The sequence below is a fragment of the Archangium violaceum Cb vi76 genome, from assembly GCF_000733295.1.
Taxonomy (GTDB): domain Bacteria; phylum Myxococcota; class Myxococcia; order Myxococcales; family Myxococcaceae; genus Archangium; species Archangium violaceum.
In genome coordinates, this window is record NZ_JPMI01000079.1 from 20,841 (window position 1) to 35,000 (window position 14,160).

General features: G+C 67.2%; 12 protein-coding genes. 6 read left to right on the top strand and 6 right to left on the bottom strand.

Features of this window, described 5'->3' with window-relative positions; all coding sequences use genetic code 11:
• Positions 1-75: 75 nt before the first annotated feature.
• On the top strand, positions 76-1,416 hold the full coding sequence (locus tag Q664_RS12605; RefSeq protein ID WP_052518021.1) for an NAD(P)/FAD-dependent oxidoreductase: 1,341 nt from the start codon (positions 76-78) through the stop codon (positions 1,414-1,416).
• On the opposite strand, the gene Q664_RS12610 is transcribed toward Q664_RS12605, so the two are convergent.
• Complete coding sequence (locus Q664_RS12610; RefSeq protein ID WP_043394062.1) at positions 1,364-2,998, bottom strand: YifB family Mg chelatase-like AAA ATPase; 1,635 nt, start codon at positions 2,996-2,998, stop codon at positions 1,364-1,366. The genes Q664_RS12605 and Q664_RS12610 overlap by 53 nt on opposite strands.
• A 195-nt stretch (positions 2,999-3,193) precedes the next feature.
• On the opposite strand from Q664_RS12610, the gene Q664_RS12615 reads away from it, so the two are divergent.
• A complete protein-coding gene (locus Q664_RS12615; protein ID WP_052518022.1) occupies positions 3,194-3,856 on the top strand; it encodes a hypothetical protein in 663 nt (220 codons plus the stop codon).
• On the opposite strand, the gene Q664_RS12620 is transcribed toward Q664_RS12615, so the two are convergent.
• From Q664_RS12620 to Q664_RS12640, 5 genes are all read right to left on the bottom strand, one after another.
• Positions 3,757-4,380: a DUF2378 family protein gene (locus Q664_RS12620; protein WP_043394063.1), complete on the bottom strand. Its 624-nt coding sequence runs from the start codon at positions 4,378-4,380 to the stop codon at positions 3,757-3,759. The two genes, Q664_RS12615 and Q664_RS12620, sit on opposite strands and share 100 nt — an antisense overlap.
• A gap of 52 nt (positions 4,381-4,432) precedes the next feature.
• A complete protein-coding gene (locus tag Q664_RS12625; RefSeq protein WP_043394065.1) occupies positions 4,433-4,927 on the bottom strand; it encodes an ExbD/TolR family protein in 495 nt (164 codons plus the stop codon).
• Positions 4,928-4,929: 2 nt separating this feature from the next.
• Positions 4,930-5,355: an ExbD/TolR family protein gene (locus tag Q664_RS12630; protein ID WP_043394066.1), complete on the bottom strand. Its 426-nt coding sequence runs from the start codon at positions 5,353-5,355 to the stop codon at positions 4,930-4,932.
• Between the two features lie 102 nt (positions 5,356-5,457).
• On the bottom strand, positions 5,458-6,135 hold the full coding sequence (locus tag Q664_RS12635; protein WP_043394067.1) for a MotA/TolQ/ExbB proton channel family protein: 678 nt from the start codon (positions 6,133-6,135) through the stop codon (positions 5,458-5,460).
• Between the two features lie 69 nt (positions 6,136-6,204).
• A complete protein-coding gene (locus tag Q664_RS12640; RefSeq protein ID WP_043394068.1) occupies positions 6,205-6,969 on the bottom strand; it encodes an energy transducer TonB in 765 nt (254 codons plus the stop codon).
• A 256-nt stretch (positions 6,970-7,225) separates the two neighbouring features.
• Here Q664_RS12640 and Q664_RS12645 point away from each other — a divergent pair, with 256 nt between their 5' ends.
• The 4 genes from Q664_RS12645 (at position 7,226) to Q664_RS12660 (ending at position 13,999) form a co-directional block, all read left to right on the top strand.
• Positions 7,226-10,387, top strand: a complete 3,162-nt coding sequence (locus tag Q664_RS12645) for a TonB-dependent receptor (RefSeq protein WP_481954996.1) — start codon at positions 7,226-7,228, stop codon at positions 10,385-10,387.
• Positions 10,388-10,417: 30 nt separating this feature from the next.
• Positions 10,418-11,320, top strand: a complete 903-nt coding sequence (locus Q664_RS51985; RefSeq protein WP_152622061.1) for a hypothetical protein — start codon at positions 10,418-10,420, stop codon at positions 11,318-11,320.
• Between the two features lie 134 nt (positions 11,321-11,454).
• Positions 11,455-12,990: a radical SAM protein gene (locus Q664_RS12655; protein WP_043394070.1), complete on the top strand. Its 1,536-nt coding sequence runs from the start codon at positions 11,455-11,457 to the stop codon at positions 12,988-12,990.
• 91 nt (positions 12,991-13,081) lie between these two features.
• Complete coding sequence (locus Q664_RS12660) at positions 13,082-13,999, top strand: hypothetical protein (protein ID WP_200883695.1); 918 nt, start codon at positions 13,082-13,084, stop codon at positions 13,997-13,999.
• Positions 14,000-14,160: the final 161 nt, after the last annotated feature.

Here is a 14,160-nt window from a genome sequence, read left to right on the forward strand (position 1 = left end):
CAACGGCGGGTACGGGGTAGAGGCGGTGACGTCGATTGCCTTGAAGTTGCGCCGACCGGGAGGAACATCCTGAACATGACAGGCCCACGCGACACGCTTCCCCATGTGGTCATCCTGGGTGGTGGTTTTGGTGGTCTGTATGCCGCCCGTTCGCTGCGCGACGCTCCGGTGCGCGTCACCGTGGTGGACCGGCAGAACCACCACCTCTTCCAGCCGCTGCTGTATCAGGTGGCCACGGCCACCCTGAGCCCGGGAGAGATCGCCTCGCCCATCCGTGGATTGTTGGGGCGGGAGACGACGGTGCTGCTCGCCGAGGTGACGGGCGTGGACGTGGCGGGCAAGCGCGTGCTGCTGGCGGATGGGGAGCTGTCGTACGACTCCCTCGTCATCGCCACGGGGGCGACGCACTCCTACTTCGGCCACGACGAGTGGGCGAAGCACGCCCTGGGGTTGAAGACGATCGATGACGCGCTGGAGATCCGCCGCCGGGTATTGCTGGCCTTCGAGCGGGCCGAGCGCGAGACGGATCCGCTCCGCCGCCGCGAGCTGCTCACCTTCGTCATCATCGGCGCGGGGCCCACGGGGGTGGAGATGGCGGGGGCGCTCGCGGAGATCTCCCGCCACTCGTTGACGCGGGACTTCCACAACATCGACCCCTCCCAGGCGCGCATCCTCCTGTTGGAGGGCTTGCCACGCGTGCTGCCCGTCTACCCGGAGCACCTCTCGGAGAAGGCGCGCCGTTCGCTGGAGAAGCTGGGGGTGGAAGTCCGCACGGACACGCGGGTGACCCACATCGACGAGACGGGCGTATACATCGGCGAGGAGCACATCCGGGCGCGGAGCATCATCTGGGCCGCGGGCGTGGCGGCCTCTCCGGTGGCGCGCTCGCTGGGCGTGGAGTTGGACCGGGCGGGCCGGGTGAAGGTGGCGCCCGAGCTCACGCTTCCTGGCCACGAGGACATCTTCGTCATTGGTGACCTGGCGCACTTCGTCCAGGACGGCCAGCCCATTCCGGGAGTGGCGCCCGCGGCGATGCAGCAGGGCAAGCATGCCGCGCGCAACATCCTCCGTCGGTTGCGAGGCCAGCCGATGGAGGCCTTCCGTTACTGGGACCGTGGCACCTACGCGGTGATCGGACGAGGCCAGGCGGTGGGGGTGGCCTTCCAGCGCTTCGAGTCCTCGGGCTTCAGTGCGTGGCTGGCCTGGCTGGGCATCCACGTGCTCTTCCTGATTGGCTTCCGGAGCAAGCTGGCGGTGCTCATCAACTGGGCGTACTCGTTCATCGCCTTCAAGCGCTCGGCGCGCCTCATCACCGGCCCGTTGCCGGAGTTGGTGCGGCCCGAGAGGGCAGGGGAGGGGCCGCTCACGGGTCGTCCGGGGACCGGGGGCTCCGTCCGGGACGCGGCGGCGGGTTGATGTCGCCCTGCCAGGGGGGCGGGCCTCCCAGGGTATTGGTGTGCAGCCACGTCCGCCGGTCGATCTGCCGGCAGTCGATGGCCAGGTGCACGTCCGCGTCCTCGATGCGCTCGTGCCCTTCCAGGTCCGCCCGGGACAGCGCCAGCTTGAGGATGCGGTCATGGGCGCGCGCGGAGAGGCCGTACTGGGTCATGGCCTTCTCCAGATCACCGCCGGCCTTCTGGGACAGCTTGCAGTAGCGGCGCAGCAGCCGGGAGGGCATCTGCGCGTTGCAGTACACCCCGGGCTCGTCGCGGAAGCGGAACCGTTGCCGGTCGCGAGCGGCCTCCACGCGCTCGCGGTAGTACGCGCTCGTGGGCTCCTCCCCGTCGTTCCTGGCGATGTGGTGGTACTCCACGGGGCGCGTCTGCAGGGTGATGTCGATGCGGTCCATCAACGGTCCGCTCACCCGCGAGTGGTAGTCGTGGATTCGGAACTCCTGGCACGAGCACTTGCGGCCGGGGACGTTGAAGAAGCCACACGGGCACGGGTTCATCGCGGCCACCAGCATCACCCGGCAGGGATAGGTCACGTGCTGGACGGCGCGCGCCAGGTGGATGGTGCCTTCCTCCAGCGGTTGCCGCAGCACTTCCAGCACGTTCTTGCGGAACTCGGGCAGCTCATCGAGGAAGAGCACTCCATGGTGTGCCAGGGACAGCTCACCGGGCCGAGTGGCCGGGCCTCCGCCCACCAGCCCCGCGTCGGAGATGGTGTGGTGGGGCGCGCGGAAGGGCCGCTCGCGCATCATCGTCTGCTCCTCCCCCAGCAGGCCGAGCACGGAGTAGATCTTCGTCACCTCCAAGGCCTCGTCGAACGTCATGGCGGGGAGGATGCCGGGCAGCCTCCGGGCCAGCATCGTCTTGCCCGAGCCCGGCGGACCGCACATCAGGATGTTGTGGCCACCGGCGGCGGCCAGCTCCAGCGCCGTCTTGACGTCCGCCTGTCCCCGCACGTCGGACATGTCCAGGGGCGTCTGGCGCCCTCGAGACGGGGCAGGGGAGCCTTCCTCGCGGGTGAAGGGGGCCAGGGGCTTCTCTCCGGTGAGGTGGTCCACCGCCTCGCGCAGGTGGTGGACGGCCAGCACGTGGATGCCCGCGACGAGGGCCGCCTCGGCCGCGTTGGCCGCTGGCACCATCACCCCCCGGTAGCCCCCGTTCCGTGCCGCCACCGCCAGGGGCAGCACGCCCTTGATGGGCTTCACGGCCCCGTCCAGCGACAGCTCCCCGCCGAAGAGGTAGCGCGACAGGGGCTCCTCCTCCATCAGCTTCGCCGCCCCCAGCACTCCCAGCGCGATGGGGAGCTCGAAGGCCGCCCCCTCCTTGCGGATGTCCGCCGGGGCCAGGTTCACGGTGATGCGCTTGGAGGGCAGCTCGAAGCCACAGTTCTTCAGCGCCGAGATGACGCGCACCTTGGACTCACGCACCGCGCCTTCCGGCAGCCCCACCACGTTGAAGTAGGGCAACCCCAGCGCCATATCCACCTCGCACTCCACCACCACCGCGTCGATTCCCATCAACGCGCCCGACCGCACCCGCGCCAGCATGTCCCGCCCTCCGAATGGTTTCCGCCATGCGGGAGCAATGCGCGTACCGGCCTCTCTCCGAGGAGAAGCCGCGCCGCGGGTGTCCCCGGGCTCGGATGGCACGTCTCACGTCCGAGGGCTCTTCGTCGCTCGTCCGCTCGTACCGTGGGAGAGGAAGAAGACAGCTACCGTGAAAGTCAGGTAATCTGGCAAGCCATGGAACACTCCGTCCTGGCCCCGCACCCGGGAAGTCATTCCCGGTCGTCCATCCACGTTCGCCGAGGCGATCTGAAGCGAAATGCCCGGCTGAAGCTGACGTTCGCGGTCTTCCGCTTCTGTCTCTACGGGATGGTGGGCCTGTCCTCGGAGATCTTCTTCTACAACCTGGTGCGCATCGCCCGGCACGTGCCGCTGCTCGAGATGCTCTTCCGCTTCCAGTGGCGGGTGGATGAGCGGCTGCCCCTCAACGACATCTGGGACACGCCCATCGTCGCGGCGTACGGCCAGTGCTCGCTGTGGATGTTCCTCATCTACGGCGTGGCCTGCTTCTTCTTCATCGAGGCCATCTACCGCCGCACCTTCCGCCAGCACACGCTGCTGCGCGCGGTGCTCTACGGCCACGCCATCCTCCTCTTCGAGGGCCTGAGCGGGGTGTTCCTGGAGAAGCTGACGGGCTACCGCATCTGGTACTACGCGGACAGCGGCGCCATCCTCTGGCAGATGACGTCGCTCTACATCCTGCCCATCTGGATGGTGACGGGGCTGATCGCGGAGTTCATCTACAGGGAGATGATGGATCCGGATCTGGTGGCGGCGCTGGAGTCGCCCTTGCCAGCCACGCCCGAGGAGACGGAGGCCTCGCTCCAGCTGATGCAGTAGGTGCAGGCGTGGTGGTCGTAGCCGGACAGGTCGATGCGGATGTCCGCCGCGCCGGCCGTCCTCAGGCCCGCGTGGAGAATGCCGGCGGTGAACGTGGGCAGCGAGCCCACCTCGTTCATCCACAGCTCGAACTGGCGCGGGCCCAGTTCCTCGAGGCGTGACTCGGTGTAGTTGTTGCCCGCCCGGAAGTTCTTCGTGGTCCTCATCAGGGCCCGCCGCGGCCCCAGCACGCGCAGCAGCGAGAGCACGGCACGCCCCGGCAACGTCTCGTGGAAGCCGTCGATGAAGGCCTCGCCCAGCTTGAAGGCTCCCTGCTCCAGCGGCTCGTCGGGGTAGAGCTCCTGCGCCGTGATGCGCAGGAACGTCATCCACGCGTCGAGCGGGTAGGCGGTGCGGAGCTTCAGCTCCAGATCCAGCCCCGCCTGGCGCAGGCGGGCTTTGCAGGAGGGCGGGATGCGCCCGTGCAGACCTCGAGCGAAGACCGCCTCGACGGTCTGCTCGAAAACCAAGAGCTCGTCGGCCATCAGAGTCGAGGACTCTAGCCGACGAGCTCCCGGGTTGTGAATCTCACTGAGACTACGGGGCCGGGGCGGGAGCCGGAGCCGCGTTCGGATCCACCGGATCACCACCCGCGGCGGCGGCCGGGATGTCCTCGGTGGCCATGCCCAGCACGAAGGCACCGGCCTGCTTGGCGCCGTCGAAGGCGGCCACGAGCAGACCGTAGTTCGCCTTGTCGTCCGCCACGAAGAAGACGATGCGGTCCTCCTTCTTCTTGGCCGTCAGCATGCGCCGGAGCTTGTTGACGTACTCGTCCTTCTGCACCGTCTCGGTGTTGATGGAATAGGTACCGTCGGCGTCCAGCTTGACGATCAGCTGGCTGTTGTCCTGCGGCATCTGCTCCACGGGGACGTCTTCCGTCTCCGGAATGCGCACCTCGATGTCCTTCTCGAGGAGCGGCGTGACGACCATGAAGATGATGAGGAGCACCAGCACCACGTCCACCAGCGGCGTGACGTTGATCTCCGAGTTGGGCGGGGTCGTGGCTTTGACAAACTTGCGCTTGGTGCTCATGGCTAGTTCTTCAACTCCTCGACGCCCAGGAAGATCTTCTTGGCCTTGGCCTTGCGGGTGACCTCCATCACCTGGCGTACATCACCCACGGTGAGGGCGCTGTCACCCTTGAGGAGGATCTTCTTGTTGGGCAGGTAGGAGAGCGTGTCCTTCAACTTCGCCTCCAGCCCCGCCGCGTCGAACTCGTCCTGCTCCACGAACATCTTCTTGTCCATGGTAACGGAGAGGATGATTGGATCCGGGTCGTTCGTACCGCCCTTGTCCTCCTCGACCTTGGCCGCCTTGGGCAAGGTGACGGACTTGCCACGCTGGAGCATGGGCGTGACGACCATGAAGATGATGAGGAGCACCAGCACCACGTCTACCAGCGGCGTGACGTTGATCTCGCTCTTCGGGCCCCCTTGGGAGCCGCCTGCGGACATTCCCATGCGTGCACCTGTTCCTGGAGAAGAGAGCGCCCGCCCCCCCATGGAGAGGGTCTCCGTTTCCCGGAGACCCCTTGGGAGGCGGGCCTTTGGCTCTCGTTGGGACTAGGCCTGGGGGGCGTGCGAACCACCCAGGTTGCGCGCGACCACGTCCAGGAACTCGTTGGAGGACTCGGAGATGTCCACCGAGCGAGCGTCCACCCAGCCCGACAGGAAGTTGTAGGCCATCACCGCGGGGATGGCCACCAGCAGACCAAAGGCCGTGGTGATGAGCGCCTCGGCGATACCGGCGGAGATGGTGCCCAGACCACCGGAGCCCGCGGCCGCCATGAGCTGGAAGGCGTTCACGATACCCATCGTGGTGCCCAGCAGACCCACGAACGGGGCCGTGGAGCCCACCGTGGCCAGCACGCCCAGACCGCGCTTGAGGCTCTGCACCTCACGCTGCGCCTGGCGCTCCAGGGCGCGCGCCACCGACTCCACCGCCACTTCCTTGTCGGAAGGGCTGATCCGGTACGCGGTCAGACCGGAGCCGATCACCCGGCCCAGGTGGCCGATCTCCTTGCCCATGTTGGTGTTGGCGGCCTGCTGCAGATCGCCCTTGGCCAGGATGGAGCCCATCTTGGCCGCGAAGTTGCGCGAGTCCCTGCGGGTCTTGCGGAAGACGATCATACGCTCCGCCATGACCACCAACGACGCGACGGACATGATCGCCAGAGTGAAGATGATGCAACGGGCGAAAAGACCCGTGTGCGCCCAGATTTCGGCAAGCGTGAATTGCATGGTTGGGGGAAGCGCTCCTCCTCGAGCGCGGTTGGGGTACGGCGATTACGACAATGGCGACGTCCTGGACTAGCGGGGCAGGCTCAGACGGATGTTGAAGGTGTAGTCGACCTGGACGGGCCGACCCTGGAACGTCACGGGCTTGTAACGCTGAGCATACAGCGAATCCAACACCGCCTGCTCCATATGGGGCAACGGCTTGATGATGCGGCAGCGCTCGATCGCTCCCTCGGTGGTGATGACGCACTTGACGATCATCAGACCCTGAACGCGCGCCTCAAGGGCCTCGCGGGTGTACTGCGGCGACGGGCCAGACATCTTCTCCGGGCGGGTCATTCCCGCGCCGAACGGAAGCACGTCCGTTCCGGTGCTGCCCACCTGGCCGCCGAGCACTCCGCCAACCACACCACCCACCACACCGCCGATCACACCGCCGGCCACGCCTCCCTCGACACCGCCCTCCACCTCCTCTTCAGTGGACTCCTCCTCCTCCTGACCCGCGTTCGGATCCGGCTCCACCTCGGGCGGCTTCTCCTGGGGGATCTCCTTGGGCTGGACGATGACGTCCGGCTTCTTCACCACCGGCTTCTTGGTGGGGTTGCTCTTCTTCGCCGGAGGCGGCGGAGGCGGGGGAGGAGGCGGCGCGGCCGAGACCGGGGGGGCCATGGCCTGCTTGAAGGTGACCTCCACCTCCTTCTCCTTCTCCTTTTGAGGCTGCTGGGAGATCCACACGGCGAAGCCGAAGAGACCCACGTGAAGGATGACCGAGATGAAGGTGCCCACGCCGAAACGCGTCTTGGGGCCTTGTCCGCGGTCAAGGACAGAGTCGAACATGCGCTACGCTCCTGAACTCCGGTGGACACCCACCTCGTCCCGCCCGGATCGCAAAAGGCGCGCTACATTACAAAAACCGGGAACGGGTGCAAGTGACCCCACCCTGGAAGGCCACCTGCGTGATCGGCCAATGCCCCAGTAGTCACCAAAAAGCAACGGCATATTGACAACTGGTAGACCCCAGGTATTTTCCCGTACCATTTTAGTTGCAGTGCAAGCCCACCTTGGAGGGGTTCCCAGCATGCAAGTGAGACGGATGCTCCGGGCAACTGGAGTGGTTGTGGTCGCGAGCCTGTCGTACGGCACCGCGGCTTACGCCGATAGCGTGATCATTGGTACGGTTGTCAGTGCCGATAACAAGAAGCCTGCCGCTGACGTGGTCGTCACGGCGACGTCGCCCAATCTTCAGGGCGAGCAGGTCGTGGTGACGGACGCGCAGGGTAACTACCGAATTCCCCAGCTCCCGCCCGGCGTCTACACCCTCCGGTTCGACAAGGAGTCGTACCGTCCGTTCTCGCGTTCGGAGATCCAGCTGCGCCTGGATCGCACCATCCGCGTGAACGTGGAGATGCTGCCGGAGGAGATGAGCGAGACGATCGTGGTCACGGCGACGCCGCCGACCATCGACGTTGGCTCGACGAGCGTCGGCGTCAACGTGGATCAGGACTTCATCAAGCGCATCGCGGTGAACCGTCCTGGCGGCAAGGGGGGCGCGACCCGCTCCTTCGAGTCCCTGGCCGAACTCGCCCCGGGCGCGCAGAGCGACTCGTACGGCGTGTCCATCAACGGCACCACGTCTCCTGAGAACGGGTACGTGGTGGACGGTCTGTCCACGAACGACCCTGCCTTCGGCGTCAACGCCAGCCCGCTGAGCGTCGAGTTCGTGCAGGACGTGAACATCATCACCGGCGGTTACATGCCGGAGTACGGCCGCTCCACCGGCGGCGTGCTCAACGCGGTGACGAAGTCCGGCTCCAACGAGTTCCACGGCTCCGTCTACGGCAACCTGACCCCGGGCATCTTCGAGGGGCAGCGCACCCCCGTGGTGAGTGCCGCCTCCGTGGTCACCGGCCGCAACAACCTGCAGGCCATCGGTGACTTCGGCGCCACCTTGGGCGGTCCGATCCTCAAGGACAAGCTGTGGTTCTTCGCCGGTGTGGCCCCGTCCTTCTCCAACTACACCCACACCCGCTCGGTCAACTACTTCGAGACCGAGGAGTATACCACGTCGACCGGGACCACGGCGCGCCGCGTCGTGAGGGATCCGGTGACCGGCTTCAACAAGTCGCAGCAGATCCCGGGCTCCGAGCGTGAGTACGACGTGACGGGGCAGAGCCTGCAGTACATGGGCAAGCTGACGTACCTCATCAACCAGGACCACAACGTCTCCGTCTCGCTCGCCGGTACCCCGAGCGTGTCGGGTGGTAACGGCGCGCTGGCCATCAACCCCCGCTCGGGCGCCCTGCCGGGCACGCTGAGTGGTGATCCGAACGCCTACGGCCAGACCCAGAGTGTGGCCGGTTCCACCACGGTGGCCCTGAAGTACGCCGGCGCCCTGATGGACAAGAAGGTGCTGATCGACGCCAACGTGGGTTGGTTCCACCAGACGTCCGCCACGCTGCCGAGCGACGGCTCCGAGATCGGCTCCATGGAGGGCCTCGCTGGCCTGTCGCTGGTCCAGTTCCGCAACCTGCGCTCCATCGCGGATGTGGAGACGAACCTGAACGCCCAGGCGCTCTGCAACGCGGACGGCCGCGGCGGCACGCTCGCCTGCCCGGTGCGCTCGTACGTCTCGGGTGGTCCTGGCCTCATCTCGGATGGTCTGCTGGACCGCTACCAGGCCAACGCCAAGGCCACGTACATGTTCAGCGCCCTCGGCAACCACGTGTTCAAGGCCGGCGCGGACCTGGAGCTCCTCAGCTACCAGCAGCGCAAGACCTTCGCCGGTGGCGTGAACCTGGCCGAGGAGGCCGACGGCAGCTGGCTGGACTCGCGCCGCTACGGCTACCAGAACGGTCCTGACCAGCCGGTGAACCTGGCCTTCCAGGACTCCCTGTCGCGCAGCACCACGGTGGGTGGCTTCCTCCAGGACAGCTGGACGATCGCCAACCGCGTGACGCTCAACGCCGGTGTCCGCTACGACACCCAGTGGATGTACGGTGCCACCGGTCAGCTGGGCATCGTGCTGCCCAACCAGGTGTCTCCGCGCCTCGGCCTGGTGGTGGACCCGCTGGCCAACGGCCGCATGAAGGTGTACGCGAACTTCGCGCGCTACTACGAGCAGGTGCCGCTCAACATGGCGGACCGCGCGTTCCCGCCCGAGGCCAGCTACGCCGCCTACCGCCAGGGTGGTACGGGTGCTCCGTGCGATCCCGCCACCATCACCACGCGTGAGGGCCAGGACGAGTGCCGCAAGGACTCCTCGGTCATCGAGCGTGGCGAGGGTCTGACCACCCTGGATCCGAGCTTCAAGTACATCGGCGGCAAGGTGGACACCACTCCGGTGGATCCCGCGCTGAAGCCGCAGGGCTCGGATGAGTTCCTCGTGGGCGCCGAGTACGAAGTGCTCGCCAACATCCGCGTGGGTGCCAACTACACCCACCGCTACATGAACTCGGTCATCGAGGACATGAGCCGGGATGACGGCCACACGTACTTCATCGGCAACCCGAGCGAGGGCTTCGCCAAGGAGTTCCCCAAGGCCACGCGTAACTACGACGCGGTCACGGTGCTCCTCAACCGCACCTTCAGCGATGGCTGGCTGGCGCAGGCGAGCTACACCTGGTCGCGGCTGTACGGCAACTACGCCGGTCTGTTCCGTCCGGAGAACGGCCAGCTCGATCCGAACATCACCTCGGACTTCGACCTGACGTCGCTGCTGGAGAACCGTGAGGGCCTGCTGCCCTATGACCGCACCCACGCCATCAAGCTGTTCGGCGCCAAGGAGTTCAACTTCACGAAGGATCTGAGCGCCAGCCTGGGCCTGTCCTACCGTGGTAACTCCGGTACGCCCATCAGCGCCCTGGGTGGTCACCCCATCTACGGCGGCACCGAGGCGTTCATCCTCAACCGCGGCTCCGTGGGCCGGACCCCGTGGCTCCACAACATCGATTCCAACATCGGTGTGAACTACCGGATCAGCAAGAGCAACGTCGTGTCGTTCAGCCTCGACGTGTTCAACCTGTTCAACTTCCAGGAGGTCGCGACGGTCGACAACGCCTACACCAACGCGGGCGTGTACGTGCTGCCCATCGAGGGTGGCAAGATCGACGGCAACCCGATGGACCTGAAGCCCGAGCAGGTGACGCAGTCGAACGGCCGTCCGATGACGGAGGCCCAGCGCAACCTGAACTGGACGAAGGCCACTTCCTACCAGGCCCCGCGTCAGATCCGCCTCGGTCTGAAGTACACGTTCTAGGAACCTCCAGCCGGATTGGGATTCGAAACAATGAGCAAGCGTATCGTTACTGCAGTGGCTCTCATCGGTGCGGCTGGTGTCATCTCCGGTTGCACTCTCGAGCAGCCGTCCGCCGGCTGCATCGTGCAGGACTCCACGGACTATCCGTGGCAGGCCCTGTACGTGCTGAAGAACAGCGCGGACGAGGCCAAGTCGTGCGGCAAGCTGAAGGGTGAGGCGCTCGGTGTCTTCAAGTACATCGAGTTCGAGAAGGGCGCGAACGAGCAGCTGACCAAGAAGCGCGCGTTCATCGGCATTCGTCCGGAGGGGCTGGCTCAGCGGTTCGAGTCCGTCACCTACGAGGACGAGGTGCTCAACACCGATGGGTCCGTCCAGGTGGACGAGGACGGCGAACCGGTGATGGAGGAGATCACCGCGGAGCGTGTCCCGGGTGCTCGCGCCGACAACTACGCGATCGCCAAGCTGTCCACGGCACTGTCCGAGACCCTGGCCGACGAGCCGGATGAGAAGGGTCTGTGCTCGACCTCGGGCTTCAAGCCCGCGACCGTGACGACCACGGCCGTGACCCGTACAGACGAGGAGACGGGCGAGGTCATCACGGTCGCTCCCGCGGAGAGCCTGAGCTACACGTTCAGCGACGTGAAGGTGTACTCGGATCCGTCCGCGCCTGGCACCCAGCTGACGGGGACGCTGAAGTACTCGGATGGCCCGGGCTGCGAGGCGGAGTACACGGTGCTGGCGCTGTGGCCGCAGGTGGGGTGCGATCCCGAGGCCTTCGCCAACCCGACCGAGGCCAACGCCGCGGATCGTTGCGCCGAGGGCTCCGGCCTCAACCCGGACTTCGACGCGGTGTGCGTCGCGGGCATCGCCGGTGGTGACGCCGCGTGCGTGCCGAACCCGGCCACGGGCGTGCCTGCTTTCAAGAGCAAGTAGGCAGGCAGCCTCTTCGAGGCTGAACTGAAGTGAATCGCGGCCCCGGTTGCTCCTCCCCCACGCGGGAGTGGCGGCCCGGGGCCGCGGTGTTTATGGACGGTTGAACTCCGTTTCGAGTCTTTCCGGGAAGGTGCATGGAGGGTCGGTTTTCACTGGTTGAACGTGTCGCGGCGCTGCTGGCCGATGAGCAGGGAACGCTCCGCAAGGAGGCGCCCTACCGGGTGGCCCTCTGCTACCCGAGCCCCTACCACGTGGGCATGAGCTCGCTCGGCTACCAGGCCATGTACCGGGAGATCCACGAGCACCCGGGAGCCACCGCCGAGCGCGCCTTCCTGCCCGATGACGTCGAGGCGTACCGCCGCACGCGCACGCCCCTGTTCACCTTCGAGTCGCAGGCCCCCGTCTCCAGCTTCCACATGCTGGCCTTCTCCGTGGCCTATGAGCTGGAGATGACCGGCCTGTTCTCCATGCTGGAGCTCTCCGGCATTCCCCTCCTCAAGGAGGCGCGCGACGAGCGCCACCCCCTCGTGGTGGCCGGCGGACCGCTCACCTTCTCCAATCCGGATCCGCTCGAGCCCTTCGTGGACGTGCTCGTGCAGGGCGAGGCCGATGACCTCATCCACGTCCTGCTGGAGGCGGCGGCGTCCATGGAGAAGGACGCCCTGCTGGCGCACCTGGCGGGCGTCCCCGGCTTCCGCGTGGCCGGGCGGGGAGGAAAGCGCTACCACGTGGCCAAGGCCACGGACTCCCGGCTGCCAGCGCGCTCCGCCATCATCACCCCCCACACGGAGCTGCGCTCGATGTTCCTCATCGAGCCCGAGCGCGGTTGCTCGCGCGGGTGCCACTACTGCGTCATGCGGCGCACCACCAACGGCGGCATGCGCACCGTTCCACCCGAGCGGGTGCTGTCGCTCATCCCCGAGCATGCGAAGCGCGTGGGACTCGTGGGCGCCGCCGTGACGGATCACCCCCGCATCGTCGAGCTGCTGCGCACCCTGGTGGACTCGGGCCGCGAGGTGGGTGTGTCCTCGCTGCGCGCGGACCGGCTCACCCAGGAGTTGGTGGATCAGCTGCGGCGCGGCGGCGCCACCAACCTCACCGTGGCCGCGGATGGGGCCTCGCAGCGCATGCGGGACCTGGTGGACCGCAAGCACTCGGAAGAGCAGATCATCCGCGCGGCCCACTTCGCCAAGACGGCGGGGATGCGGCAGCTCAAGGTGTACAACGTCGTCGGCCTGCCGCTGGAGGAGGATGCGGACGTCGACGAGCTGGCCCGTTTCACCACGGAGCTGTCGAAGATCCTCCCGGTGGCGCTGGGCGTGGCGCCCTTCGTGGCCAAGCGCAACACCCCGCTGGATGGAGCCCCCTTCGCCGGCATCCGCGAGGTGGAGGGCCGGCTGGAGCGGCTGCGCAAGGGCCTCAAGGGACGCGCCGAGGTACGGCCCACCTCGGCCCGCTGGGCCTGGGTGGAGTACATGCTCGCCCAGTGCGGCCCCGAGGCGGGCCTGGCGGCCATGGACGCCTGGAAGGCGGGTGGGAGCTTCGCCGCCTTCAAGCGCGCCTTCCAGGAGCGCGATTGCCAGCCCTTCATCGCCCGCCGGGTGGAGGATGGACGGCGCCGGCCCACCGAGTGGCCCCGGGTGGAGAACGTCGCTCCGCCCTACGTCTGACACTGGCGCGGCCAGACCTTGCCCCGGGCCGCCCGCTCTCTGCTAGAAGGCCGCACGCGCCGCTTCCAGGCGCCAGGAGGCTTCAGCGGCAGTGAGCACGGATCGCGTGGACAAGGCGTGGCAGCGCAAGGGGCTCAAGGACTACTCGACGGAGGCCATCGTCGGGACGCTCGGGCACTACGGCGTGACGGTCAGCGAGGCGGACTTCCGCCAGCTCGCCGAGAAGCAGTACCCGGCTGGAATCGCCGAGGGCTGGATGCCGAAGTGGAAGGGCACCGGCCAGTTCGCTGCCTTCCCGTATGCCGCCGCCGGGGAGCTGTGGAAGCGCTGGCAGTCCGGCCGGCTCGCGCCGTACGAGCTCTCCGAGAGCCTCGCCCAGTTGATGGGCGCCCTCGGGCAGATCCTCCAGGGCATCCAGCAGGCCCCCGTGGCCTCCTCCTTCGAGCGGATGAACGAGGTGCGCAAGCGCGTGCCCGTCAATGACAAGGGCGAGCCCGACACCGGCTTCATGCAGGAGGCCCTGCGCGTGTTCGACGAGCGCGCCGCCCGCGCCTTCGACGACCTGGCCGAGATGCTCGCCAAGGCCGGCCACCGCGAGCACGCCCAGGCCTTCGCCGACCTGGAGGAGTTCATCCTTCCGGATCGCCGCGGCATCTCCAAGCCGATCATCCGCGCCTCTCTCGGTGAGCGGGACGCGGCGCTCGAGGAGCTGCAGAAGGCGGCCACGGACAGCGCGCGCACGCCCATCTCCCGCGTGCTCGCCGTGGACGGCCTGCTGCACCTCAAGGCCAATGACAAGGTCGCCACCGTGGGCCGCCCCATCCTCGAGGAGGCCGAGCGCGTCCAGGACTGGCACCTCGCGCTGGATATCGTCGCCCGCCTGGAGCACGCCAACAAGCAGCTCGGCGATCGCACCGCGCTCGCGGCCCTCGAGAAGGACCGCGCCCGCATCGAGAAGGCCCACGACGAGGCCCACCCCACGCACCGCCGTCACCAGCATCAGCACTGAGCGGTACTTCCGCTCAATCAGCCCCAACATCCCTCAATATCCCCTCTCCCCCCGGGAGAGGGTCAGGGTGAGGGTATTTGTCACGGTGTTCCCAACCCGTGGTTCCCAAGAGGGGCCACGGGGTTCAACCCGCGAGCCCCGATACCCTCACCCCGTCCCTC

Bases quoted from the DNA above. Each gene is read 5' to 3' on its own strand.
- Q664_RS12605 (WP_052518021.1), top strand. From the start codon at position 76: ATGACAGGCCCACGCGACACGCTTCCCCATGTGGTCATCCTGGGTGGT.
- Q664_RS12610 (WP_043394062.1), bottom strand. From the start codon at position 2,998: ATGCTGGCGCGGGTGCGGTCGGGCGCGTTGATGGGAATCGACGCGGTG.
- Q664_RS12615 (WP_052518022.1), top strand. From the start codon at position 3,194: ATGGAACACTCCGTCCTGGCCCCGCACCCGGGAAGTCATTCCCGGTCG.
- Q664_RS12620 (WP_043394063.1), bottom strand. From the start codon at position 4,380: ATGGCCGACGAGCTCTTGGTTTTCGAGCAGACCGTCGAGGCGGTCTTC.
- Q664_RS12625 (WP_043394065.1), bottom strand. From the start codon at position 4,927: ATGAGCACCAAGCGCAAGTTTGTCAAAGCCACGACCCCGCCCAACTCG.
- Q664_RS12630 (WP_043394066.1), bottom strand. From the start codon at position 5,355: ATGGGAATGTCCGCAGGCGGCTCCCAAGGGGGCCCGAAGAGCGAGATC.
- Q664_RS12635 (WP_043394067.1), bottom strand. From the start codon at position 6,135: ATGCAATTCACGCTTGCCGAAATCTGGGCGCACACGGGTCTTTTCGCC.
- Q664_RS12640 (WP_043394068.1), bottom strand. From the start codon at position 6,969: ATGTTCGACTCTGTCCTTGACCGCGGACAAGGCCCCAAGACGCGTTTC.
- Q664_RS12645 (WP_481954996.1), top strand. From the start codon at position 7,226: ATGCTCCGGGCAACTGGAGTGGTTGTGGTCGCGAGCCTGTCGTACGGC.
- Q664_RS51985 (WP_152622061.1), top strand. From the start codon at position 10,418: ATGAGCAAGCGTATCGTTACTGCAGTGGCTCTCATCGGTGCGGCTGGT.
- Q664_RS12655 (WP_043394070.1), top strand. From the start codon at position 11,455: ATGGAGGGTCGGTTTTCACTGGTTGAACGTGTCGCGGCGCTGCTGGCC.